The sequence below is a fragment of the Arthrobacter sorbitolis genome (genome assembly GCF_054510995.1).
In genome coordinates this window covers 61,713-83,436 of the sequence record NZ_JBTNDM010000008.1, presented here as the reverse complement: position 1 = coordinate 83,436, position 21,724 = coordinate 61,713, and the positions used below count along the sequence as shown (strand labels likewise).

The 21,724-nt window shown below is 68.1% G+C and carries 20 protein-coding genes; 12 read left to right on the top strand and 8 right to left on the bottom strand.

The window, feature by feature from the left end; all coding sequences use genetic code 11:
* Positions 1–30: 30 nt before the first annotated feature.
* Positions 31–306 (bottom strand): hypothetical protein, encoded by a 276-nt coding sequence (locus ACX80K_RS13725; RefSeq protein WP_459272449.1) that lies wholly within the window; start codon positions 304–306, stop codon positions 31–33.
* A 304-nt stretch (positions 307–610) separates the two neighbouring features.
* Here ACX80K_RS13725 and ACX80K_RS13720 point away from each other — a divergent pair, with 304 nt between their 5' ends.
* Positions 611–1,396 (top strand): GAF and ANTAR domain-containing protein, encoded by a 786-nt coding sequence (locus tag ACX80K_RS13720; protein ID WP_459272448.1) that lies wholly within the window; start codon positions 611–613, stop codon positions 1,394–1,396.
* 211 nt (positions 1,397–1,607) lie between these two features.
* Here ACX80K_RS13720 and ACX80K_RS13715 read toward each other — a convergent pair whose 3' ends face one another.
* A complete protein-coding gene (locus ACX80K_RS13715; protein WP_459272447.1) occupies positions 1,608–2,132 on the bottom strand; it encodes a DUF7793 family protein in 525 nt (174 codons plus the stop codon).
* A gap of 230 nt (positions 2,133–2,362) precedes the next feature.
* Here ACX80K_RS13715 and ACX80K_RS13710 point away from each other — a divergent pair, with 230 nt between their 5' ends.
* Positions 2,363–3,199, top strand: a complete 837-nt coding sequence (locus ACX80K_RS13710) for a GAF and ANTAR domain-containing protein (RefSeq protein WP_459272446.1) — start codon at positions 2,363–2,365, stop codon at positions 3,197–3,199.
* Positions 3,200–3,386: 187 nt separating this feature from the next.
* Here ACX80K_RS13710 and ACX80K_RS13705 read toward each other — a convergent pair whose 3' ends face one another.
* Together ACX80K_RS13705 and ACX80K_RS13700 are read right to left on the bottom strand one after the other, a co-directional pair.
* On the bottom strand, positions 3,387–4,415 hold the full coding sequence (locus ACX80K_RS13705) for a nitronate monooxygenase (protein ID WP_459272445.1): 1,029 nt from the start codon (positions 4,413–4,415) through the stop codon (positions 3,387–3,389).
* Between the two features lie 180 nt (positions 4,416–4,595).
* Complete coding sequence (locus ACX80K_RS13700; protein ID WP_459272444.1) at positions 4,596–5,447, bottom strand: LysR family transcriptional regulator; 852 nt, start codon at positions 5,445–5,447, stop codon at positions 4,596–4,598.
* Between the two features lie 128 nt (positions 5,448–5,575).
* Between ACX80K_RS13700 and ACX80K_RS13695 the strand changes: the two genes are divergently transcribed.
* Together ACX80K_RS13695 and ACX80K_RS13690 are read left to right on the top strand one after the other, a co-directional pair.
* Complete coding sequence (locus ACX80K_RS13695) at positions 5,576–6,772, top strand: YbfB/YjiJ family MFS transporter (RefSeq protein ID WP_459272443.1); 1,197 nt, start codon at positions 5,576–5,578, stop codon at positions 6,770–6,772.
* A 68-nt stretch (positions 6,773–6,840) separates the two neighbouring features.
* The gene (locus tag ACX80K_RS13690; protein WP_459272442.1) at positions 6,841–8,061 is read left to right on the top strand and encodes a globin domain-containing protein; all 1,221 of its coding nucleotides are present in this window, start codon (positions 6,841–6,843) and stop codon (positions 8,059–8,061) included.
* A 303-nt stretch (positions 8,062–8,364) separates the two neighbouring features.
* Here the strand turns inward: ACX80K_RS13690 and ACX80K_RS13685 are convergent, their stop codons facing one another.
* The 3 genes from ACX80K_RS13685 to ACX80K_RS13675 all read right to left on the bottom strand — a co-directional run bounded on the left by ACX80K_RS13685 (position 8,365) and on the right by ACX80K_RS13675 (position 12,199).
* Positions 8,365–9,504: a hypothetical protein gene (locus ACX80K_RS13685; RefSeq protein WP_459272441.1), complete on the bottom strand. Its 1,140-nt coding sequence runs from the start codon at positions 9,502–9,504 to the stop codon at positions 8,365–8,367.
* Between the two features lie 75 nt (positions 9,505–9,579).
* The gene (locus tag ACX80K_RS13680; protein ID WP_459272440.1) at positions 9,580–11,322 is read right to left on the bottom strand and encodes a serine/threonine-protein kinase; all 1,743 of its coding nucleotides are present in this window, start codon (positions 11,320–11,322) and stop codon (positions 9,580–9,582) included.
* A 103-nt stretch (positions 11,323–11,425) separates the two neighbouring features.
* Complete coding sequence (locus tag ACX80K_RS13675; protein ID WP_459272439.1) at positions 11,426–12,199, bottom strand: SDR family NAD(P)-dependent oxidoreductase; 774 nt, start codon at positions 12,197–12,199, stop codon at positions 11,426–11,428.
* Positions 12,200–12,360: 161 nt separating this feature from the next.
* Here ACX80K_RS13675 and ACX80K_RS13670 point away from each other — a divergent pair, with 161 nt between their 5' ends.
* The 6 genes from ACX80K_RS13670 to ACX80K_RS13645 all read left to right on the top strand — a co-directional run bounded on the left by ACX80K_RS13670 (position 12,361) and on the right by ACX80K_RS13645 (position 19,017).
* Positions 12,361–13,698, top strand: a complete 1,338-nt coding sequence (locus ACX80K_RS13670) for an MFS transporter (RefSeq protein ID WP_459272438.1) — start codon at positions 12,361–12,363, stop codon at positions 13,696–13,698.
* A 27-nt stretch (positions 13,699–13,725) separates the two neighbouring features.
* Positions 13,726–14,619 (top strand): transketolase, encoded by an 894-nt coding sequence (locus ACX80K_RS13665; RefSeq protein WP_459272437.1) that lies wholly within the window; start codon positions 13,726–13,728, stop codon positions 14,617–14,619.
* Complete coding sequence (locus ACX80K_RS13660; protein ID WP_459272436.1) at positions 14,616–15,635, top strand: transketolase family protein; 1,020 nt, start codon at positions 14,616–14,618, stop codon at positions 15,633–15,635. Before ACX80K_RS13665 ends, ACX80K_RS13660 begins: the two co-directional genes overlap by 4 nt.
* A 90-nt stretch (positions 15,636–15,725) precedes the next feature.
* The gene (locus ACX80K_RS13655; RefSeq protein ID WP_459272435.1) at positions 15,726–16,397 is read left to right on the top strand and encodes a GntR family transcriptional regulator; all 672 of its coding nucleotides are present in this window, start codon (positions 15,726–15,728) and stop codon (positions 16,395–16,397) included.
* 227 nt (positions 16,398–16,624) lie between these two features.
* A complete protein-coding gene (locus ACX80K_RS13650) occupies positions 16,625–17,896 on the top strand; it encodes a 6-phospho-beta-glucosidase (RefSeq protein ID WP_459272434.1) in 1,272 nt (423 codons plus the stop codon).
* Positions 17,897–17,934: 38 nt separating this feature from the next.
* Entirely contained in the window at positions 17,935–19,017 is a 1,083-nt protein-coding gene (locus tag ACX80K_RS13645) for an N-acetylglucosamine kinase (protein WP_459272433.1), read from the top strand.
* On the opposite strand, the gene ACX80K_RS13640 is transcribed toward ACX80K_RS13645, so the two are convergent.
* Entirely contained in the window at positions 18,968–19,513 is a 546-nt protein-coding gene (locus ACX80K_RS13640) for a TetR/AcrR family transcriptional regulator (RefSeq protein ID WP_459272432.1), read from the bottom strand. The genes ACX80K_RS13645 and ACX80K_RS13640 overlap by 50 nt on opposite strands.
* A gap of 150 nt (positions 19,514–19,663) precedes the next feature.
* Between ACX80K_RS13640 and ACX80K_RS13635 the strand changes: the two genes are divergently transcribed.
* Both ACX80K_RS13635 and ACX80K_RS13630 read left to right on the top strand, forming a co-directional pair.
* The gene (locus tag ACX80K_RS13635) at positions 19,664–20,677 is read left to right on the top strand and encodes an SDR family NAD(P)-dependent oxidoreductase (RefSeq protein ID WP_459272431.1); all 1,014 of its coding nucleotides are present in this window, start codon (positions 19,664–19,666) and stop codon (positions 20,675–20,677) included.
* 74 nt (positions 20,678–20,751) lie between these two features.
* Entirely contained in the window at positions 20,752–21,702 is a 951-nt protein-coding gene (locus tag ACX80K_RS13630; RefSeq protein ID WP_459272430.1) for an alpha/beta hydrolase, read from the top strand.
* The last annotated feature ends 22 nt before the right edge of the window (positions 21,703–21,724 follow it).

Sequence of the window (21,724 nt, the reverse complement as noted above, 5' to 3'; positions counted from 1 at the left end):
GTCAGCTTCTGGGACGCTGCGGGCTCGGGTTCAGTGGTGACCTGCTGCCGTCGTGCCGAACATCAGGGTCCGGCGTTGGACGTCGTAGTACACGGTCTCCGCAGACGACAGCAGGTCCTGGAGGTTGTCGGCGTCATCGGCGTCGATGGTCAGGACTTCCTCCCACGCCCCCTGGTCCAGGACCAGTTGCAGGGTCCACGAGCCGGGCTGGCCCGGGTCGCCGGCGATCCAGCTGAACTGGTAGTGGCTGAGCTGACGGACCTTGATGCTGTCATCGGTAACGGGCTGATTCAGGTTCTGTGCCATGGTGGTTCCTTCCTTGCACAACCCACCAGGGGTGGGCGCTGTGGCCGGTTCGGACAGGTACCGGGGAAGCCCGTTCGCGGTGCTGAGGAGAAGTCGGCCTCACCCGGATGGTCCCAAAGTAATGCCGGCACAAGCGCCGGTAAACGACCGCTACCGGCGTCCGAAGGCCTTGACGCAGGACCGGCGGGGAGTGCCCGGCGGCCCGACATCGGGTTACGGGGACTGTCGTTCCGTTGCTCTGGTCAATGGCCTGTGTTGGTGGAAGGCTGGGGGCTTCTGGACGATATAGGGGCGAAGTGACGTGATGAAGCGCGAGGATGCACAATCGTCAGGAACACGTGCCCCGGTGCAGATGGGGTCGAACGAGGACCCAGGCATGGGTGGGTTGGCTGCCCGGCTGGGCGGGTTGGCACGTTCCCTGCGTGCTCAGTCCAGTGTCGAGGACACTCTGACAGAGGCTGTCCAAACCGCGTTGACGCTCATCCCCCGGGCATCGGAGGCATCGATCAGCATGGTGCGGGCAAGGCGGCGCGTCGAATCACGGGCCGCGTCGGGCGCCTTGCCGCGTATCGTCGACGAGATTCAGACCAGAACGGGACAGGGTCCCTGCATGGACGCAGCGTTCCGGAAGCGGATCGTGCGCGTCCCGGATATCAGCCACGAGTCGAGGTGGCCGAAGTTCGCGGGCAGAGCCTGGGACGCGGGTGCGCGCAGTATGCTCGCGATCCCGCTGTTCGTCGACGGCGACAACCTCGGGGCCCTGAACCTTTATGGGTCGGAGACCGGCGATTTCAGCGCTGAGCACGAACAGATCGGTGTGCTGGTAGCCACCCACGCCGCGGTCGCGCTGGCGGACGCGAAGGAGATCCGGGACCTCAACGATGCTCTGGTGAGCCGGGACCTGATCGGTCAGGCCAAAGGCATCCTGATGGAACGCCACAAACTCTCTGCCCAGCAGGCGTTCGTGGTCCTGACCACCGCCAGTACGACCACGAACAGCAAACTCGTCGACATCGCCGCTGAACTCACCCTTACCGGGAACCTCACTTCACCCATCACCCCTGAAGATCGGCAATCAGCAGGCGCTTGAGCGCACTCTTCACGGGAAGAACGTGGTTCACGAGGACAGCTCGGCATCACGCATACCGACTCCGCGCCCGCCGGTAAAGGGGACACCTTTCATCTCCACCGCGTCGCCGGCATTCCGGCGCTCCACTACGTGGTGGTCGCCAACTACTCACCCTTACTCACCCCAGGCCTCCTCGCTGACGAGAAGCTGCAGGTCCTATGCGAGGAACCAGTCACCCGGTCCGCTCGAGATCCGGGGATGACATCGAGGGCCGGTCCTCAGGGGAGGCAGAATCAGGACCCGGTGAAGCCGCGCGCGGTTTTCTGGGGCGGAACGGGTCGAGGTCGACGGTGAGGCTCAGGGCATGCGGAACAGGGTCCGCGCACACGAGGTCGTGCATCACGGCCAGCCACCGCATGGCCACGGCTTCCTCCGTGAAGTACTCGCCCGGATACACCGCATGCAGATAGGGAGCCGCGAGAATCTCATCCATCGCGCCCCGACCCAGCATCGCCGCGGCGAGGACATTCCGGGACGACGACAACGCGTAGCGGGCTTCGGCGGTGATATCCGAGATGTTGTCGACCACGAGCAGGACGACGTACTGGCGATGGTCCGTCACCTCGAAGCTGCGCCTCAGGATCATGAGCGCGTCCACCTTCGAGATGGAGACGCTCCTCTTCGCGCGGACGGAGACAGCGCAGCGCTCGAAGCGGACGATCTCGAAGCGGTCGTCGAAAGTGTAGGCGTTGATCACGGGTCTTCCTGGGTCGGATGGGCGCAGCACTGCCTGGGCAGCGTGGGTGTACCAACTCGACGCATCAGCATCGTGAGACCAGCCGGAAAACTCAACTCTCCATTCTAGGGACAAGCGGCCCTACGGAGTGCCTCATCAGGTACCCCGCGTAGTGTGGGGAGTGTCGTTTAGGTAAAGCGGTGTACAACTTCTCAATGCCGCGTCCCGGGATCTCCGAGCGTTGCTGCATCATGAACGCCGATCTCCTGACTTGGAGAATCACCATGAACGACCCTTCCCCGTCTTCCTTCGCACCCGAGAACCCGGTTCAGGGCCTCCCGGTGACCGCCCACAGCAGTCCTGTTCCCGGATCGCCTGAACACACGGCGATCTTCCTGCAGGACCTGGTTCTGGACGGCCAGGACGTGGATCACTTCCTCCACAACCTTGCACGAGTCGCCGCCGAGCATATGTCCCGACCGGACCATGAGGTGTTCTGCGGGGTGACACTGCTGCGCCCGCGACAGGCAGAGACTCTGGCCAGTAGCAGCCCGGCCGCGTTGAAGCTCGACGAGATCCAGTACGCGTACGGCGACGGGCCCTGCCTCACGGCCGCCCGCACCCACGAACTCGTCCACGTCCGCGACACGCAGACGGATGGCCGTTGGCCCCAGTACTTCACGGCGATCGCCTACCAGGGCATGCGGTCGATCATCGGCGTCCCCATCCCGCTCGAAGGTGAGGCCGACTGCGCGCTGAACCTCTACTCCACCACTATCGACGGCTTCCCACCCGAGGCGATCGAAGCAGCCGAGGCCCTGGCCCGGGAGGCCTCGCGATCCCTGCGCCTGGCCGTGCGCATCGCCCAGCTCTCGGACAAGGCCGAGAACTTGAGCGCCGCGCTGGAATCACGGACCGTCATCGACCTCGCGGCAGGAATTGTCATGGGACAGAACAAGTGCAGTCAGGCGGACGCCATTGCGATCCTCAAGACCGCCTCCAGCCACCGGCAGATCAAGCTGCGTGCACTGGCCACCGAGATGGTGGCCAACGTCACCGAAGAGGTCCCGGACACCCACTTCGACTGACAGGCCGATCCGCCTCCCGGAAAGTACGGGTCGGAGCGGATTCGACCGCCGTCCGGCTCGCCGCCGGACGCTTGCCCTCCCAGGAGCGGCACCCATGCTGCCACCGGGGCCGAGGTCGATGCGTATGAGCGGTACGGCGGGTGTCCTTCAGATGCCGGGGTCGGGGGGGGGGGGGGGTGCGCCGGGGTCAGGGGGTGAGGTCGGCGATGATGTCGGCGGCGGGCCCGGTGCGGGTGTCGCGGTAGCCGGTGCCGGCCCAGAGGTGCAGGGCCTGCAGGTCGTTGTTCTTCGCGGCCGCCGCACGCAGGGGCGCGGTGATGTAGTGGATCTGCGGGTAGCCGTGCCCGGGGCGGTCGTGGTCGTCCATGAACCTGTTGCGCAGGCCCCGGGCGGGCCTGCCGGTGAAGGCCCGGGTCACTTTGGTCTCGGTGAACGACGGATCCTGCAGGGCGGCGCGGTGGGCGGGATTCGTTCCTGCCTCGTCGGCCAGCAGCAGGGCGGTCCCGATCTGGGCGGCGGCGGCTCCGGTGTCGAGGATCGCCCGGACCTGCTCGCGGGTGCCGAGGCCGCCTCCGGCGATGAGGGGCAGGTCGACGATGTTTCGGATGGCCGTGATCAGCTCGGTGAGCGGTTCCGTGCCGGGTTCCGCGGCGGGGTCGAACGTGGCCCGGTGGCCGCCGGCGTCGGGGCCCTGCACGATGAGGATCCGGGCGCCGCGGTCAGCGGCAATCCGCGCTTCGCCCGTGGTGGTGACGGTGACGGCGGTGTGGATGCCGAGTGTGTTCAGTTCGTGCAGGACGCCGGCGTCGGGGCAGTCGAAGGTGAAGGACACCACCTCGGGTGTCAGGTCCCGGATGACGTCGAGCTTGGCCTGGAGGGCGTCGTCGTCCCACTTGTGGGTGCCGACCTCGATGCCGTACCGGTCGGCGTCGTACTTCAGTTCCTGCCGGTAGGCCTCGAGCTCGTCCTCGTCGATGTCGTTGGCGGACACGACGAAGAGATTCACCCCGATCGGGCCCTGGGTGAGGGCCCGGGTGGCGGTGATCTGGTCGGCGAGCTGATGAGGGGTCTTGTACCCGCCGGCGAGGAATCCCATCCCGCCCGCGTTCGTGACGGCAGCGACGAGGGCGGGGGTGGAGGGACCTCCGGCCATCGGCGCCCCCACGATCGGCCGGACAAGCCCGAACGGCAGGGGTGAGGAATTCGGTCGGTTCACGGGCTGCCTCTCTGAAGCACCGGAGCCTGCCCGCCCTCTTCATGCAGAAGGGATGACAGGGTCGGTGGTGATGGGTCCGTCTCCCACTGTAGGGACGGTGCCCGGTCAGCGGTATTGCCGATGGTGCATGGTTCATGTCGAGCACACATAGATCCCCGGGCACCTCGAGAGACAGTGGACCTACGGTGCGAGGCTTCGCCGGGACGCGTCGAAAAGGGTTCGGGCGAGGCTTTCCGGGACATGGTCGGCGATGCTGAGCCAGACAGTGACCGGTGGTGCACCGATGAGGGGGACGAAGACGATGCCGGGGTGGGTACTTCTGGTGCGGGCGATCTCGGGGACGACTCCGATGCCACGGTCGGCGGCAACCGTTTCGATCCACTCGTCGTAGTTCTGCGTCTCGACGACATCCGGTGTCGTACCCGGCCAGAGGTCGGGGGTCGTCGTCCCATTGACGGTGTTGATCACCAGTGGCCGGTTCGGTACGTCCTGCCAGGGGATGGGTGTGCCGACCGCCAGGGGTGAGCGGATGGAGCAGACGAGGACGCGGGATTCCTCGAAGAGCTTGATCGCCCGAGTTTTCCTGAGAAGTTCCTTCAGCACCGGTGCACGGAGGACGGCTGCGTCGACGTCGCCGCGGAGGAGGGGCTGAGCCGGTGCGTCGACCCGGGTGAAGGACACCTCGATCCCGGCACTCTCCTGCAGGTGCCGGGCCATGTCCTGCGCCCACGGAGTAGGAAGGAGCCAGCTGAACCCGAGGGTGATCGTGGTATTCCCCCGGGCAGCGGCCACCGCCCGGTCGAGGCTCAGCAGTGTGGACGTGGCATGGTCCAGGAAGAGGGCTCCGGGGTCGGTGAGCTCGAAGCTCTTCGAGGTCCGCCGGATCAGCTGGACGCCGAGGACGGACTCGAGTTGCTGCACCGTCCGGGAGAGGGCGGGCTGCGTGATGCGCAGCCTCAGCGCGGCGTAGGTGAAGGACTCCTCCTCGGCCACCGCGACGAAAGCCCTCAGGTGCCGCACTTCCACATCCATGCTTCCCAAGCATAGACACCCGGTTCAAGGCATTTTTCAGGGCCAGATGCCGGCGCCTACGGTGATGGGCAAGGGCAGTCCCGAACGGAACGAAGGCCTGCCGAACGAGGAGAAGGTCGAGCCGGACAGTGCGCACCAGCCTCAGCATCCCGCGAATCGCGGTGATGGCCGCCGCCGGTTTCGCGGTCGCGATGGGCCTGGGCCGGTTCGCGTTCACACCGATCCTGCCCCTGATGATCGATCAGGCCCACCTGTCCTCCGCGACGGGAGCACACCTGGCGACCGCGAACTACCTCGGCTACCTCGTCGGGCCGGTCCTCACCCTGATCCTGCCCCGACTGGTGTCCTCCCGCCTCCTGTACCGTGCGAGCCTCGTGGTGATCGTGGTCTCCCTGCTCGGGATGAGCCTGACAACCAGCGAACCCCTCTGGTTGATCCTGCGGTTCCTGGCTGGCGTGGCGTCCGCCCTGATGTTCGTTCTGATCGCCAGCAGCGCCGCCTACCACTGCCGAGCCGCGGCCCGGCACGTCGTCGGCTGGATCTACGGAGGCATCGGCGTCGGGATCGCCCTGTCCGGGCTGCTGATCCTCGCCCTCGGTACAGGCGGCAGTTGGCAGCACGCCTGGTGGGTCGTAGCCCTGGCCTCCCTGATCCTCACCGCACCGGCGTGGTTCCTGCCTCTCCACCCCGCAACCCCACGGAAGACGGCCCCCGTCAGCGGGGAGCAGGCGCTGTCACAGGGGCGAGAACGGCGTAGGTCACGCGGTCGGCTGGTCCCGGGGTTCAGTCCGCTGGTCGTCAGCTACTTCCTCGAGGGCGTCGGGTACATCATCGCCGGCACCTTCCTCGTCACGGCCGTCGCGGCCGGCTCGCCCGGCTGGGTCGGCAACAGCACCTGGATCCTCGTCGGTCTGGCCGCCGCCCCGTCCTCGGCCCTGTACGGTGCACTGTCCCACCGCGTCTCCGCACCCACCCTGCTCGCGTCCGCCCTGGCACTGCAGGCAGTCGGCATGGCATTGCCTGCTATACTTCCGGGCGCCCTGCCGGCGCTGATCGCCGGCGCCTGCTTCGGGGCGACGTTCCAGGGCATCACGACCCTGGCGATGACCATCGGAGCCACCAGCGGCGTCCCGCACGCCGTGTCGATCCTCACCATCGTGTTCAGCATCGGCCAGGTCGCGGGCCCCCTCCTCGCCGCACCGCTTCTGACCAGCGGCTACTCGGCCGCTTTGCTCCTCGGCGCAGCCGTCGTCGCCTGCGCCGCGGCTACCGCCGTCCTGACCCGTCTCAGGACACCAGCCGCACATCCACCATCGACGCCCTGAATCCCACCGACTGACTCCCACCCCCCACTCGACGGGCGCCTGCCTGTCGTCGAAGGAGCTCTTCTTCCATGCTGTCCGATACCTCCAGACCCGTCATCGAGGCGACCCTCCCCGTCGTGGGAGCCTCCATCCAGGACATCGCCCGCCGGTTCTACGAGCACATGTTCGCCGCACAGCCGGAACTGCTCGACGGGGTGTTCAACCGCGGCAACCAGGCGCAGGGACGCCAGCAGCAGGCCCTCGCCGGGGCCGTCGCGGAGTTCGCCGACTTCCTCATCCACACCCCGGACCAGCTCCCTGATCACCTGCTGCGACGCATCTCGCACAAACACGCGTCCCTCGGCCTCCGCCCGGAACAGTACGACGTCGTCCACGAGCACCTGATGTGGGCGATCGTCGACGTCCTCGGCGCCGCCGTCAGCCCAGAGGTCGCAGCGGCGTGGGACGAGGTGTACTGGCTCATGGCCAACGCCCTCATCAATCAGGAACGCACCCTCTACGCCGCGGCCGGCGTCACCCCGGACACGGTCTGGGCTCCCTGGCGGGTCGTCGAACGGATCCAGGAGACACCGGAGGTCGTCACGTTCGTCGTCGCTCGGGTCGATGACCGGGCTCCCCATCAGGAGGCGGCGCCGTCGTTGCCGGGACAGTACGTCACCCTGCAGGCGCTCCTGCCCGACGGCACGCATCAGCCCCGCCAGTACAGCCTCACCCGCGCCGATGACGGGGACCGTCGCCAGTTCTCCGTCAAACGGGTTCATCACGCCACCAGCCCCGACGGCGAGGTCTCCAATCACCTGCACGACACCGCCCAGATCGGTGACGAGCTGGTCCTGTCCGAGCCCTTCGGCGACGTCGTCCTCACCGACTCGAACCGGCCGGTCGTGCTCATCAGTGCCGGCATCGGTGTAACCCCCATCGCCGGAATGCTCTCCCACCTCGCCCATACCGGATCCACCCGGCAGGTCACCGTGCTGCACGCCGCCCGGAACCCTGAGCTCTTCGCGCTCCGGCTGCAGATCCACGCCAACCTCGAACAGCTACCGCAGGCCAGCCTGACCACCTGGTACACCGAACACGACCCCGAACGCCCGGAGACGACCGCCGAGCGGACCGGACCCATGGATTTCACGGGCGTCGACCTGCCGACAGGGGCTCGGTACCACCTCTGCGGGCCCCTGCCCTTCATGCAGAAGATCCGCTCCACCCTCATCGCCGCCGGCATCCCGGCACGCGAGATCCAGTACGAAGTCTTCGGACCCGATCTCTGGCTTGCGGCTCCCGTGTAAGGGGCCCACCGCAGGATCCACGCACGTCCTGCTCGACGCCGTCCTGATGTGAGCCCCGTCGGTCGGGCCCGGAGGCTGCGGAGCGCGGGGCGGGGGCAGGAGTCGGACTGAAGCAACGAACGATCCCGACTCCTGCCCGAGAGGCTTGAGTGTCAGCCGGCTTCTTGACCAACTGCTAAGCCTACTGACTAGTTGACCATGGAGGGGTAGGGGAAGGTCAAGGGTACGGGCGGGATGATTCGGTTCCACCGGCAGAAGTTCAGGTGACATCATGGCGACCCGACGCACGGCCCCGGCACGAGGCTACGACTCGTCGGTGCCCTCGCCGAGGACCTCGCCGATGTACTGGATCGTGAGGACCGGGGAGTCCATCTCGTCGGTGCCTGCGACCAAAGCCACATACAGGAGTTGGCCGTCGAAGCCGGTGGCGACGTAGTCCAAGCTTTTCCAGGTCGGGTGTTCCGCGGCTCCGTGCCAGGCGGGGTGCAGCAGCAGGTCCTCCCATTCGGAGTCGGACGGCAGACCGTCGAGGCCGAGGCCGGCGACGACGGTGTGCTCGACGGCGACAGGACAGAGGAAGTACCGGTTGGAGGCGTAGGGGCTGACGTCGATCAGGGCGCCTTCGGCCAAGGCCTTCTGCCGGGACGGGCCCGGATGCCTCTCCGGGACCTCGTGGGCGATCTGATGCTCGAGCAGGTCGACCTGCTCCGTGCTCGGCATCCCCTCCGGGTACAGGTAGGAGTTCACACGGGACGCCGGGTTGTAGGGCACGAACCAGGCGGGCGCCCCAGGATCGACGCCGTCCGGTACCGGCCGATAGGCCTCCTCCAGCACGCCGGTGTCCTCGAGCAGGCCGACCATGATCCGGTCGAGGTTCACCGCTCCAAGGCCCGCGCCGTACTCGGTGTCGGCGTTCCGGACACCCTTCTTCGCGAAGCAGTAGGCGGCGAGCTCGTGCGCGAAGGTGCGCGGCTCCTCCCAGCCGAGCTCGAAGTCCGAGGCCACCTCGGCGACGACGACGGCGAAGCGCTGCAGGAAATCGGAGGTGTAGTGGCGTCGGTATGCCGGCGGCAGGCCGTCGACGATCCGCGCCCCGGCCGAGGTGATGTAGGCCTGCGCGTCTCCGCCGGCTGCCTCCAGGGTGCGGAGGGCGAAGATGTCCTCGAAGATCCCGGCCAGGACGATCGGGATGGACTGCCGCAACGCCCCGCGCAGGAGCTGCGCGATCACCAGCGCCCGCAGCCGGGCCTCGGGCGACTCGTAGTTCGCCGCCGGGAGCTCGCCGTCCTCGTCGAGCTGCATGCGCCCGATGCATGCGCCCTGCAGCTCGGGACCTCCGAAATAACCGAACAGCGTCAGATGGACGCCTTCGAGCTTCCGGCCCTCGTTGATCAGCTCGATCTGCCCGGGCGTCAGGTCATGCGGGTCGATCTCCGGTGCCACGGCACTCCTTGGTCGAAGGTGGCGCCAGACTAGCAGCGGCTCCCTTCCTGGCGGGCGCATTCTTCCGGTCGGGACCTACTGGTAGGTCACCAGCCATGGTTTCGGCTCGATGAGCGAGTACGTCTGTGCGGGCGTCAGCATCGGCTTGTCCTCGTCGTAGAAGTTCTTCCAGGACGGCCAGATCCCGCGTGGCATCACGCCCTGAAGGGCTCCCCAGGTCTCGAGCTTCTCCCCCGGCGTGCCGTGTCCGTCGGCGTGCAGGGTCATGGAGAGTTCGCTCCGGGAGACGTCGAGGTCCTCCCGCCCGCTGATCATGTCCACCCGGAACTGGTGGACCATGAAGAGCTTCTGCGGCAGTGCCCTGTCCCGCGTCAGGTCGGCGAGCCAGGTCGATGTCGCATTGATCTCCGCCGCACCGACGGTACCGATCTGCTCGAGAGGCACCTGATCGGGGGCGAGTCTCCACTCGGGGTCCAGAGCGAGGCCCACCGAAGGGCGTGCCAGGAGGTCCTCGTAGCGGCGCACCTGGGAGAGGAAGTCGGTGCGGCCGGACTGGAAGTCGAGGATGACATAGACGCCCGCTTCATCGGCCGCCTCGATCCAGGGTTCGAGCACGTCGATGGGCGTCTCGTTCGAGTAGTCGCCGTCGGGCCCGGGGTCGCTGCTCGCGACGCTTGCGATGAGGTCGAGCGCGGGCACCACGGGTTCGTCGCTGAAGGGCTGGTACTGGGCTGCGAGCTCCCGAGCCCTCGCCATGGTCGCCTCGATGCCCTGCTCGCCCAATGCTCCGAGAGAGGGGCCACTCGGATGACCGTAGAGGGCGACCATCCGCCGCCCGGGGAAGACGGTCTGCCCGCCTCCGGGTAGCTCGACGCCCGTCGCCGCGACATCGACGCGGGCGGCGAACTGGCCGGCAGGACCGAATCCGTCGCCCACCGCCAGAACGGGGGCCTGCGCATGGGCGTGGACTGCCTGGACGGCCGTCGGCGTCGAGCGCGGATCGCCGTCCGGAAGGACCTGCACCTCGGCGCCGGCGGCTCGGGCCGTGGCCAGGGATGCGGGCGCCGACGTGGCAGTCGCCAGCACCAATGCGGGCGACGGCTGCTCCGGGGCGCGGAACTCCGGGAGGACGTCCGTCGTCGCGGGGCCGGTCAGGTCCCCGGGTGGGCCCGACGACGGCGCGGCCGGTGATTCCGGCTGTGTCACGCCCAGCACCTGAAGGGCTTCGCTCTCGAGTGCGCCGACCGACGCTGCGATCGCGTGGGGTTCGACCTCGACCGCCGTCGCCGGCAGTCGCAGCGCCGAGGAGAAGTCCGCGACCGTCGTCGGACCCGCGAGCATCTCGCGCTCCCCGCGGAGCACCGGCCAGTCGGCGGCGGGATCGCCGTAGCCGACCACTGTCTCCACGCCGAGCCGGTCCAGTTCGGCCGTCACCTCGGCGAGCCCCGCACCCTCGGGCCCGAGGACCAGGAGGGGGACGTGCAGTCCGGCCGCAGCGCTCGCGGCGGGTCCCAGCCCGGCGTCGGTGCGGGCATAGCCCTCATCGTCGTGACGCGCGAACACGACGGCTACCGGGCTCCGTTCGAACAGGGCACGGCTCATCGCAACCGACGTCTCGCTCCTGGATCCCGCGAGCACCTCCCGCTGTCCGGCAGCGAGGTCCGACAGAAGGACCGCCGGCGCCTCCTCCGTCGCGGCCGGCTGCTCGGGATCTCCTGCGGTGCAACCCGCCACTGCGAGGACACCCGCGAGCGCGAGGGCAGGCAGCCGGCCGGCCGTACGACGGCGCACGAGCGCCCGCTTTCCCGAATAATCCACCAGTCGACCTTACGCCCCCCTCACCGGTCGCCTCGGGAGCAGGGTGATCGGGGTGGGCACGCCTCACGCTTGGACCACCGGCTCACACGGAGACGGCCGGAGGCTAGTGCAGGTGGCTTCCGCCATTGATATCGATCGTCGTCCCGGTGAGGTAGGCCGCATCGTCGGACGAGAGGAACGTGATGACGGCGGCGACTTCCTCGGTCGTCGCGGTGCGGCCGAGGGGGATGTCCCTCGCGAGTGCGGCTTCCTGCTCGTCGGTGCTGCCGACCCTGATGTTCGTGTCGACGGCGCCGGGCGTCACGGCGTTGACCGTCACTCCGCTGTCGCCGAGTTCCCGGGCCAATGCCTTCGTGAAGCCCAGGATGGCCGCCTTGGCGGCGGAATAGGGGACCTTCCCGAAAACGCCGCCTCCCCGCTGGGCGGAGACGGACGACATGTTGATGATCCGCCCCCACTTGTTCTCCAGCATCCCGGGCAGGAAGGCCTTCGTGACGAGATACGTGCCCGTCGCGTTGACGGCCATCACCTTGTTCCACAGGTCCAGGGTGGTCTCGAGGAACGGGACGGGCGAGGTGATACCGGCGATGTTGGCGAGAGCGCCGACCGGAGGCAGGAATCCCGCGGAAACCTGCTCGGCGACGGCTCGTTCCGCGCGGCTCACCGAGTCCTCGTCAGCGACGTCGATGGCGTGCCCGAAGGCCGGCACCCCGTACTCACCGCCGACCCCTGCCGCCGTGGCAGCCGACCTGTCGCCGTCGAGATCGAGGATGACGATCGCCCAGCCCTGTCCGGCGTATCGGCGGGCTGTCGTGATGCCGATGCCCTTCTTGGACGTCGCTCCGGTGATGACGGCGGTGCGCTGTGTGACAGGCATGATGCTCCTTCGAATCTGCGGCGGGTGCGGAACCGATCCGCGGTCTGTGTCTTCTGCGAACGCTTTGTCGACTGTTGACAGCAAAGTGTGCACTGGATCACACTAGCTGAAGCAGTCTGTTGACTGTCAACAGTAAAGTCCCCCATCGAGTAAGGAATCCCATGAGCAATGAAGCTCTCCAGATGCGAGGCCACGTCCATGGGACGAAGGACGCTCGCAAGGTAGCTGTCGGGTCGGGTGTCGGAGCAGTCATCGAGACCTACGACTTCATCGGTTTCGGCACGGCTGCGGCGCTGCACTTCGGACCGGCCTTCTTCCCGGGTGCAGACCCGGTCACGGCGACCCTGGCTTCGTTCGCAACCCTGGGTGTCGGTTTCGCGGCTCGACCGCTGGGCGGCATCATCGGCGGTCACCTCGGGGACAAGGTGGGCCGCAAACCCGTGCTCGTCGCCTCGCTGATCATCATGGGGCTCGCGACCTTCGCCATCGGGCTCCTGCCCACGTACGCCACCGTGGGCATCCTCGCCCCCATCCTCCTGGTGATCGTGCGCATCATCCAGGGGCTGGCCTTCGGCGCGGAATGGGGCGGCGCCATCCTCATGAGCTACGAGCACGCGCCATGGAAGTCGAAGGGGAAGTACACCGGCATCGTGCAGGCCGGATTCCCCGTCGGACTCCTCCTGGCGAACCTGGTGTTCCTCGCCAGCGCCAACCTGATCGGCGACTGGGCCTGGCGCATTCCGTTCCTGGCCAGCATCGTGCTGGTCATCGTCGGGCTGATCATCCGATCGAAGGTCCCCGAGTCCCCGGTCTTCGAGGACGTGAAGGACCACGGCGAGATCGTCAAGAATCCCATCGTGCAGGTCATCCGCCAGGACTGGCGCAGCATCGTCCGCGGCATCTGCCTCCGCGTTGCCGAGACGGCCGGGTACGCCGTCGCGGTCACCTACATGATCTCCTACCTCAACACCACGGAGCTCGCCACCCGGACGGAGACCCTGACCTCCCTCTGCGTCGCGTCCGGCATCGGCATCTTCGCCACGATGGCATGGGCCCGCCTGACGGATCGGGTGGGACGGCGTCCTGTCTACATCTGGTCCTGCGCCTTCGCCGTCCTCTTCGGCATCCCCATGTTCCTGCTCGCCAACACGGGCCTGTTCATCTGCGTGATGATCACCATCGTCATCTCCTACGCCGTCTGCCAGAACTCGCTGGCCGGCGCGCAGGGAGCCTGGTTCCCCGAGCTGTTCCAGGCCAAGACCCGCGCCTCCGGTGCCTCCCTGTCCTACCAGATCTCCGCCATGGTCTCCGGGTTCACCCCGTTCATCACCACCCTGCTGTACAGCCAGCTCGGCTGGCTCGGCCCTGCCCTCCTGTTCTCCACATACGCCCTGATCGGTCTCATAGCGGCACTCATGACCCGCGAGACCTGGGGCCCGACGGAACGCCGGCTCGCCGCTGCGGCGGCCGAAGCCACCCCGCTCCCCCAGCACGTCTAATTCGACCCTCCCGAGAAGGAGTCAGCCATGACCCTCACACCAGCAACGACGGTCGCGCCGTCACCCGACTTCACCGCCCGGGTGGCGGACGTCGAGGAATCCGCCTATCGAGCCCGCCACTACGCCCTGGACATGGGCGAGGTGCAGGGCCAGGGATACGTCGGCCAGGCTCTCGGATCCGCGGACATCTTCGCGGCGGTGTACCGCGACCAACTGCGCTTCCGCCCGGAGGACCCCCACTGGGCTGCACGGGACCGCTTCCTGCTGTCCACCGGCCACTACGCGATCGGCCACTACGCGGCCCTGGCCGAAGCCGGCATCGTCCCCGTCACCGAGCTCGACACCTACGGTTCGGACGACTCGCGGCTCCCAATGTCCGGCATGGCGTCCTATACGCCCGGCATGGAGATCTCGGGCGGCTCGCTCGGACATGGCCTGACGGTTGCGGTGGGCATGGCGCTGGGGATGCGGCTGCAGGGCTCCTCGGCCCGCATCTTCAACTTCCTGTCGGACGGCGAACTCGACGAGGGATCGACCTGGGAGGCGGCGATGGGATCGCATCACCACCGGCTGGGCAACCTCACCGCCCTGGTCGACATGAACGCCCTCCAGGCCGACGGTGCCACCGAGACCGTGCTCGGCATCGAACCGGCCGAGGAGAAGTGGGCGTCCTTCGGCTGGTACACGCAGCGGGTCGACGGCAACAGCGCCCAGGCCCTCCTGACCGCACTGGACAACATCACCGACCGTACCGGCGCCACCGGTGAACCGTCGGTCATCCTGTGCGACACGAAGGTCGGCAAGGGCGTACCCCTTCTGGAACAGAGGGAGAAGGCGCACTTCATGCGCATCGAGGAACACGAATGGCAGATCTGCCGGGACCAGTTGACCGCAGGACACGAAGGAAAGGCTTCAGCATGAGCACCACCAGCGAGGCGCCGGACACCACGACGGCCACGAAACCGAAGTTGAAGACCTCGGCGATGATCGCGTCCTTCGCCGATCCCGGCCAGAAGACCGCTCCGGCACCCTTCGGTCATGCACTCGTGAAAGCAGCCGAAACGGACCCGCGCATCGTCGGGCTGACGGCGGACCTCGGCAAGTACACCGACATGCACATCTTCGCGAAGGCCTTCCCTGACAGGTTCTTCCAGATGGGCATGGCCGAACAGCTCCTCCTCGGAGCGGCCGCCGGGATGGCCGAGACAGGGCTCGTCCCCTTCGCCTCGACCTACGCCGTCTTCGCCGCCCGTCGCGCCTACGACTTCCTGTGCCTGGACATCGCGGAGCCCAACCTCAACGTCAACGTCATCGGGGGCCTGCCGGGTCTGACCACCGGGTACGGGCCCAGCCACCAGGCCACCGAGGACATGGCGATCTTCCGCGGCATGCCCAACCTGACCATCATCGATCCGTGCGACTCGGTCGACATCGAGCAGGCCGTACCCCAGCTGGCAGCCTCCCCCAGACCGAGCTACCTGCGCCTGCTGAGGGGCCACGTGCCCACGGTGCTCGACGAGTACGACTACACGTTCGAACTCGGCAAGGCCAAGCAACTCCGCCCGGGCACCGACGTCCTGTTCATCTCGAGCGGACTGATGACCATGAGGGCGCTGCAGGCAGCCGGACAACTCGCCGCCCACCACGTCGACGTCGCGGTGGTCCACTCACCGACGATCAAGCCCTTCGACACGGCGACGATCCTCGGTGAACTCGCGCCGGATCGGCTCGTCATCACTCTCGAAAACCACACGGAGGTCGGCGGCCTCTTCGAGGCAGTGGCCGGTGTCGCAGTACGACACGGCAGCGGGCGGCGCATCATCCCGATCGCCCTCCCGGATCGGTTCCTCGACGCAGGCGCCCTGCCGACCCTGCACGAGAAGTACGGGCTGTCCACCGGCCGCATCGTGCAGAAAGTCCTGTCCGAGCTGTCCTGATGGTCGGACGGCCCATGCGTGGTCGGGTTCCGTAAGATCGATGCTGTCGACAATCCACTGTCGACATTGCGACGAAGGACACGAATCGACATGACGGCACCACCATCGTCACTGCTGGGCGGGCTGGAGAAGACCAATCTGCGCCAGCAGGCCCTCGCCGCACTTCGCCGCGCCATCACCACCGGCGAACTGGCTCCCGGCGTGCACCTCGTCGAGACCGACCTGTCGGACCGACTGCAGATCAGCCGTGGCACGCTCCGGGAAGCCATGCGACAGCTTCAGCAGGAAGGCCTCATCGCGGCGGGAGCCAGGGGCCGGCTCGCTGTGCGACACCTCGACACGGCCGATGTCCGGGACATCTTCGAAGTGCGGTCCGCGCTCGAATCGCTCGCTGCCCGCACGCTGGCGGGCCGGGACGACCGGGACACGGCGGTCAGGGAACTCGAGCAGCACATCCGGCTCATGGAGGAAGCAAGCGAGGGAACCCTTGATGAGCGGATCCAGGCGGACCTGGACTTCCATCACGCCCTCTGCACGCTGACCGGGAACAGGACGCTGGTGCACTCCTGGAAGTCGCTCGAAGGATCCATCCGGATGAGCATCATGTACGCAGGCGTCGACCAGGCGATGAGCAACATGAGCGCCGACCGGCATGCGGGCATCGTCGAGGCCATCAAGACCGGGAACACGGCGCACGCCATCCACGCCGTCGAAGAGCACATGGATGAGACGACGCGAAGCCTCATCGGGAACGGCCCCTAGCTCCCAGCTGCGCGGACACGACGTCGCAGGACGCCACCCGGTCGGCGTCCTGCTCATCGCGCGCGACGTGTCGGTCCGCGACCCTGACGGGACCCGGCCATACTCTGTGGTCTGCGCAACGGGGCGGAACGCGATCGGCTGGCCCTGGGCGCACTGCACGGCGCACAGCGCACCGCCAGAAGAATTCGTCGAGCGCGTCGGGTTCCCGGGAGTAGTAGGGATGAGAAATGAAGGTCGCCGTGGTCGGTGGAGGATCCACCTACACTCCGGAACTGGTCGACGGCTTCGCCCGGCTCCGCCGCCTCCTGCCCATCGAGGAACTCTGGCTCGTGGACCCGGATGCGTCGAGGCTCGATCTCGTCGCGGGGCTCTCCCGCCGGATCTTCTCGAAGGCCGGACACACCGGCAGGATCATGACGACCCGGAGCATCGAGGAGGGCGTCAGCGACGCGGACGTCGTCCTCCTGCAGTTGCGGGTCGGCGGACAGGCGGCGCGGCAGGGGGACGAGACGTTCCCGCTCGAGGCCTGCTGTGTCGGGCAGGAGACCACTGGTCCCGGCGGTCTCGCGAAGGCGCTCAGAACCGTACCCGTGGTTCTCGGGATCGCCGAGGTGATCCGTGAACGTGCCAGGCCGGACGCCTGGATCATCGACTTCACCAACCCCGTGGGGATCGTGACCCGTGCACTCCTGCAGGCGGGGCATCGGGCCGTCGGGCTCTGCAACGTCGCCATCGGATTCCAGCGCAGGTTCGCCGCCCTGCTCGACGTGGAGCACCACGACGTCTCGCTCCTGCACGTCGGGCTGAACCACTTGACCTGGGAACTCGGGGTCGGCCTGAGGACCGGCGGAACCTCGCTCGACGTCCTGCCGCGCCTTCTCGATCACCACCTCGAGGAGATAGCGCAGGAGGTGCAGCTTCCGGCGTCACTGATCTCCCTGCAGCGGGCGGTCCCCTCCTACTACCTGCGATACTTCTACGCCCACGACCAGGTCCTGCGTGAACAGCGCACACAACCGACCCGGGCGGAGGCGGTCATGGAGGTCGAGAGGGCGCTCCTGGAGAAGTATGCGGACCCCGCGCTGGACGTGAAACCCGCAGAACTGTCGCTCAGGGGAGGTGCCTACTACTCGGAGGCGGCAGTCGACCTGATGGCGTCCCTGACCTCCGACCGGGGGGACACCCAGGTCGTCAATGTGCTCAATGAAGGCACCCTGCCGTTCCTTCCCGACGATCACGTCATCGAGGTTCCCGCCGTCATCGGGTCCGCCGGCATCACGGTACCCGCGGTCGGTGCACTGCCGGACGAGATGATCGGGCTCATCAGCCACGTGGCGTCCTACGAGCGTCTCGCCCTGGAGGCCGCACTGCATGGCGGTCGGAACCGGGTCGTGAAGGCGATGCTCGCCCATCCCCTCGTCGGCCAGCACGACAAGGCCGAGAAGCTCACGGATCTCCTGCTGGCCGCCAACGGCAAGCACCTGGCCTGGGCGACATGAGCCGGTCAGGATCAGGACCCGGACCGGGATCCGGACCAGTGTCCGGCCAACGGCACGGCAGCAGCGGAGGCCCTGTCGTACTGGCCATCGACGGAGGCGGTTCCAAGACCGACATCGTCGCCGTGACCCTCGAGGGCAGGGTCCTCTTCCGGTCCCGCGGCGGCGGGTCCAATCCCCAGATTCTCGGCCTCGACCGATCCTTGGCGACCGTCCGTGGCCTGGCAGCCGACGCTCTGGCCGCCGTCGACGGACGACCCCTCCTGCAGACGAGTCTCTACCTCTCCGGCATGGACCTGCCCGCCGAGATCGAGGACTTCACGTCCGCCATCTCGGGTGAGGCCTGGGCCACCGGTGTGGACGGGCGGCAACCGGTGGTCGAGAACGACCTCCTCGCCCTGCTCCGTGCCGGCACCGACCACCCGGATGCTGTCGCCGTCGTCTGCGGGACCGGGATCAACGCCATCGGGGTGCGTGCGGACGGCAGGACCGCGAGGTTCCCCGCCCTGGGCATGATCTCCGGGGACTGGGGCGGCGGGGGGCACCTCGGCGCCTGGGCACTCTGGCACGCGGCGCGATCCGAGGACGGACGCGGGGAGAAGACACTCCTGCAGGACCTGATCCCCAGGAGCTACGACGTCGCCACGGTCATGGACGTCATCGAGGACCTCCACTTCGAACGGGTACCCGCCCGGTCGGTCATCGACCTCGCGCCGGTACTCTTCGAGGCGTCGGCCCTGGGAGACCCGGTCGCCACGTCGGTCGTCGACCGTCAGGCGGAGGAGATCGTCGTCATGGCGGTCACCGCGCTCCGTCGGCTCGACCTCCTCGAAGCGGCGGTCCCCGTGGTCCTCGGAGGAAGTGTCCTGGCTGCCGACCACAGCCGCCTCATGTCCCGGATCGGGACGATGCTGAAGGAAGCGGCACCCGACGCATGGACACGCCTCGTCACCGCTCCCCCGATCCTGGGGGCAGCATTGCTGGCGTTGGAGACGGCCGGTGCCGACGATGCGGCACTGGAACTCGCGCGGGTGGAGATCGAGTCGCCCGTCCCGGAGCCCGGTCGAGGACGACCTACGCCGGGTCGATCAGCTGCTGCAGAAGGGCTCCGTACCGGCGGATGACGACGTCCTCGCCGTCCGCGAGCAGCTGCTCGTCCCCCACGACCCACAGCGCATACATGAGCCCGCCGACGAGGGCTGCCGCCAGCCGGGCACGGAGGTTCGCGTCCGGACCGGTCAGGCGGCTCTCCAGTGGCGCGACGAAGGTCGTCTCGTGGAGGTGCCGCAGCTGCTCGCCGACGGCTCCGGTGTCACTCGCGCGCAGGAGCGTGAGGTAGAGGGGACGCAGGTGCCCGTCCTCCTCGAGGACGTACCGGACGAAGCGCTCACCCAGGTTGTCCGGATCTCCTTCGAGCAGGGGCTGGTAGTCGGGCATCGACGGCAAGGCCTGGAGGAACAGCGCCTCCTTCGTGCCGAAGTAATGGATGGGGAGTGCGCCGTCCACGCCGGCGGCGGACGCCACCGATCTCACCGATGCACCTGCGTAGCCCTTCTCGAGGAAGAGGGCGCGTGCGGCATCCAGGATCGCCGCCCGCGTCTCGGCCCTGCCCTCGATCATGCTCCAACCCTAACTCCAGGCTGCGCGGTGCCGCCGGGGATCCGTTGGACCCGCTGGCCTCCAGCCTTCAAGGGTCTGGTTATTCAACGCTGTTGAATGTAGCCTGCTGGAACGACCACCTCTCCCGGCGGACCAGCAGAAGGACCAGCAATGACGCAGACACCTGTCACCCTGACCGCTTCCAGCACGATCGAGCAGTGGCTGGGCCACCCCGAGGGAGGGCCGGTCCTGCGGGGCTTCCTGGTGCAGGCCGGTACCGACGAAGCCGCTCTCGGTCCGGCCCGGTCCATGCCTCTGCAGCAGCTCGTGGCCCTGAGTCAGGGCGCCCTGCCGCAGAGCGCGGTCGACGGGCTGGTGAGGCAGGTCAACGGAGGCGTGATCCCCGAGGCCGATCCCTCGGTCTGGCAGGAACGCGTCGTTCCGGGCCGCTTCGAGGGACGCACCGTGATCGTCACGGGAGCGGGATCCGGCATCGGCCGTGCCACGGCATCGCGGGTAGCCCGCGAGGGCGGGCGCGTCCTCGCCGTCGACATCGCCGCGGACCGCCTCGACGATCTCGCCGCAACGCTCGAGGGTCACCAGGTGGTCCCCGTCGCGGCCGACCTCACGGACACGGAGGCAGTGGCGCGGATCGTCGCCGCCGCCGACGGCCGTATCGACGCCCTCGCCAACGTGGCAGGCATCAACGACGACTTCAGCCCGCTGCACGAGGTCTCCGACGCGATGTGGTCGCGCGTCTTCGCGGTCAACGTCGAGGCTCTCGTGCGCCTCTCCCGGGCGGTCCTGCCCGTCATGCTCGATGCCGGCCGCGGGTCGATCGTCAATGTCGCCTCCGAGGCAGGCCTGCGCGGCTCCGCATCGGGCGTCGCCTACACGGCGTCGAAGCACGCCGTCGTGGGCATCACCCGCAGCGCCGCCTTCATGTACGCGAAGGAGGGCCTGCGTATCAACGCCGTCGCACCGGGTGGCGTCGCCACCGGCATCCCGATGCAGGCCACGCCCTCGGCGTACGGCTCCTCCCGCCTCGAGGGCGCCCGCGTCAACATCCCCAGCATCGCCGACCCCGCCCACCTCGCGGCGACGATCTCGTTCCTGCTCAGCGACGACGGCGTGAACATCAACGGCGCCATCCTGCCCTCCGACGGCGGCTGGTCCGCCGTCTGATCGGACGGAGGGCGGACGGAACCCGTGCCGGCTGCCTGCATACGGCGCTGTCCCACGACGGGAAAGGTGAAGGAATGACGACGATCGACCTGCGGACGAGGCTTCTGGGGCGGCTCATCGGCCTGGCGTCCGTGACGAGGCGGTCCGAGGCACAGATCCTCGCCGACCAGCGGCGGGTGATCAGCCACAACCCGCTGACCGATCTCCTGCTCGGCGGGCCGGCCAGAGGCGTACGGCGACGGGACACCACCGCCGCCGGGGCGGACGGGGTCATCCGGGTGCGCACCTACCACCCGCCGACACCGACGCAGAGCGGGGCTCACCCACTGGTCGTGTTCATCCACGGCGGAGGCTGGACCTCCGGGACCCTGGACACGTACGACTGGTTCGCGAGCAGCATCGCCCGCGACGCACGCGCCGTCGTCGCGTCCCTGGACTACCGGCTGGCACCCCGCCACCGGTGGCCGGCCGCAGCGGAGGACGCGTATGCGGCGACCGTCGACCTGATCGGCCGCGGGTCGGAGCTCGGGGCCGACACGTCCCGGGTCGCCGTCGTGGGCGACAGCGCGGGAGGGAACCTGGCCGCCGTCGTCGCCCTCATGGCACGGGACCGATCCGGCCCCGCCATCGCATTCCAGGGGCTGGTGTACCCGGCGACGGACATGACCATGGGGAGCCCGTCGATCGAGGAGAACGCGGACGCCCCGATCCTCACGAAGGCGGACATGCTGGCCTTCCGCGGGCACTACCTCGAGGACCAGGACCCGCGACACCCGTATGCGTCCCCCCTGCTGGCCGATGACCTGAGCGGACTGCCGCCGGCCCTGGTGCAGGTGGCGGAACACGACCCGCTCCGGGACGACGGCCTCCGCTACGCTGCCGCCCTGCAGGACGCAGGGTCCGCCGTGCGCACGACGACCTACTTCGGGATGCCCCACGGCTTCATGGCGTTCCCCAGGATCAGCAGGGCCGTCCCGCAGGCTCTCGGCGAGCTGTGCCAGGAGCTGCGCCGCGCCCTGGCCTAACTGCAGCCCGAAGGTGTGCGAG

What these genes read in the sequence shown, in the direction of transcription:
- ACX80K_RS13725 (WP_459272449.1), bottom strand. Translation starts at nt 306, where the DNA reads ATGGCACAGAACCTGAATCAGCCCGTTACCGATGACAGCATCAAGGTC.
- ACX80K_RS13720 (WP_459272448.1), top strand. Translation starts at nt 611, where the DNA reads ATGAAGCGCGAGGATGCACAATCGTCAGGAACACGTGCCCCGGTGCAG.
- ACX80K_RS13710 (WP_459272446.1), top strand. Translation starts at nt 2,363, where the DNA reads ATGAACGCCGATCTCCTGACTTGGAGAATCACCATGAACGACCCTTCC.
- ACX80K_RS13700 (WP_459272444.1), bottom strand. Translation starts at nt 5,447, where the DNA reads ATGGATGTGGAAGTGCGGCACCTGAGGGCTTTCGTCGCGGTGGCCGAG.
- ACX80K_RS13690 (WP_459272442.1), top strand. Translation starts at nt 6,841, where the DNA reads ATGCTGTCCGATACCTCCAGACCCGTCATCGAGGCGACCCTCCCCGTC.
- ACX80K_RS13675 (WP_459272439.1), bottom strand. Translation starts at nt 12,199, where the DNA reads ATGCCTGTCACACAGCGCACCGCCGTCATCACCGGAGCGACGTCCAAG.
- ACX80K_RS13670 (WP_459272438.1), top strand. Translation starts at nt 12,361, where the DNA reads ATGAGCAATGAAGCTCTCCAGATGCGAGGCCACGTCCATGGGACGAAG.
- ACX80K_RS13665 (WP_459272437.1), top strand. Translation starts at nt 13,726, where the DNA reads ATGACCCTCACACCAGCAACGACGGTCGCGCCGTCACCCGACTTCACC.
- ACX80K_RS13660 (WP_459272436.1), top strand. Translation starts at nt 14,616, where the DNA reads ATGAGCACCACCAGCGAGGCGCCGGACACCACGACGGCCACGAAACCG.
- ACX80K_RS13655 (WP_459272435.1), top strand. Translation starts at nt 15,726, where the DNA reads ATGACGGCACCACCATCGTCACTGCTGGGCGGGCTGGAGAAGACCAAT.
- ACX80K_RS13650 (WP_459272434.1), top strand. Translation starts at nt 16,625, where the DNA reads ATGAAGGTCGCCGTGGTCGGTGGAGGATCCACCTACACTCCGGAACTG.
- ACX80K_RS13640 (WP_459272432.1), bottom strand. Translation starts at nt 19,513, where the DNA reads ATGATCGAGGGCAGGGCCGAGACGCGGGCGGCGATCCTGGATGCCGCA.
- ACX80K_RS13635 (WP_459272431.1), top strand. Translation starts at nt 19,664, where the DNA reads ATGACGCAGACACCTGTCACCCTGACCGCTTCCAGCACGATCGAGCAG.
- ACX80K_RS13630 (WP_459272430.1), top strand. Translation starts at nt 20,752, where the DNA reads ATGACGACGATCGACCTGCGGACGAGGCTTCTGGGGCGGCTCATCGGC.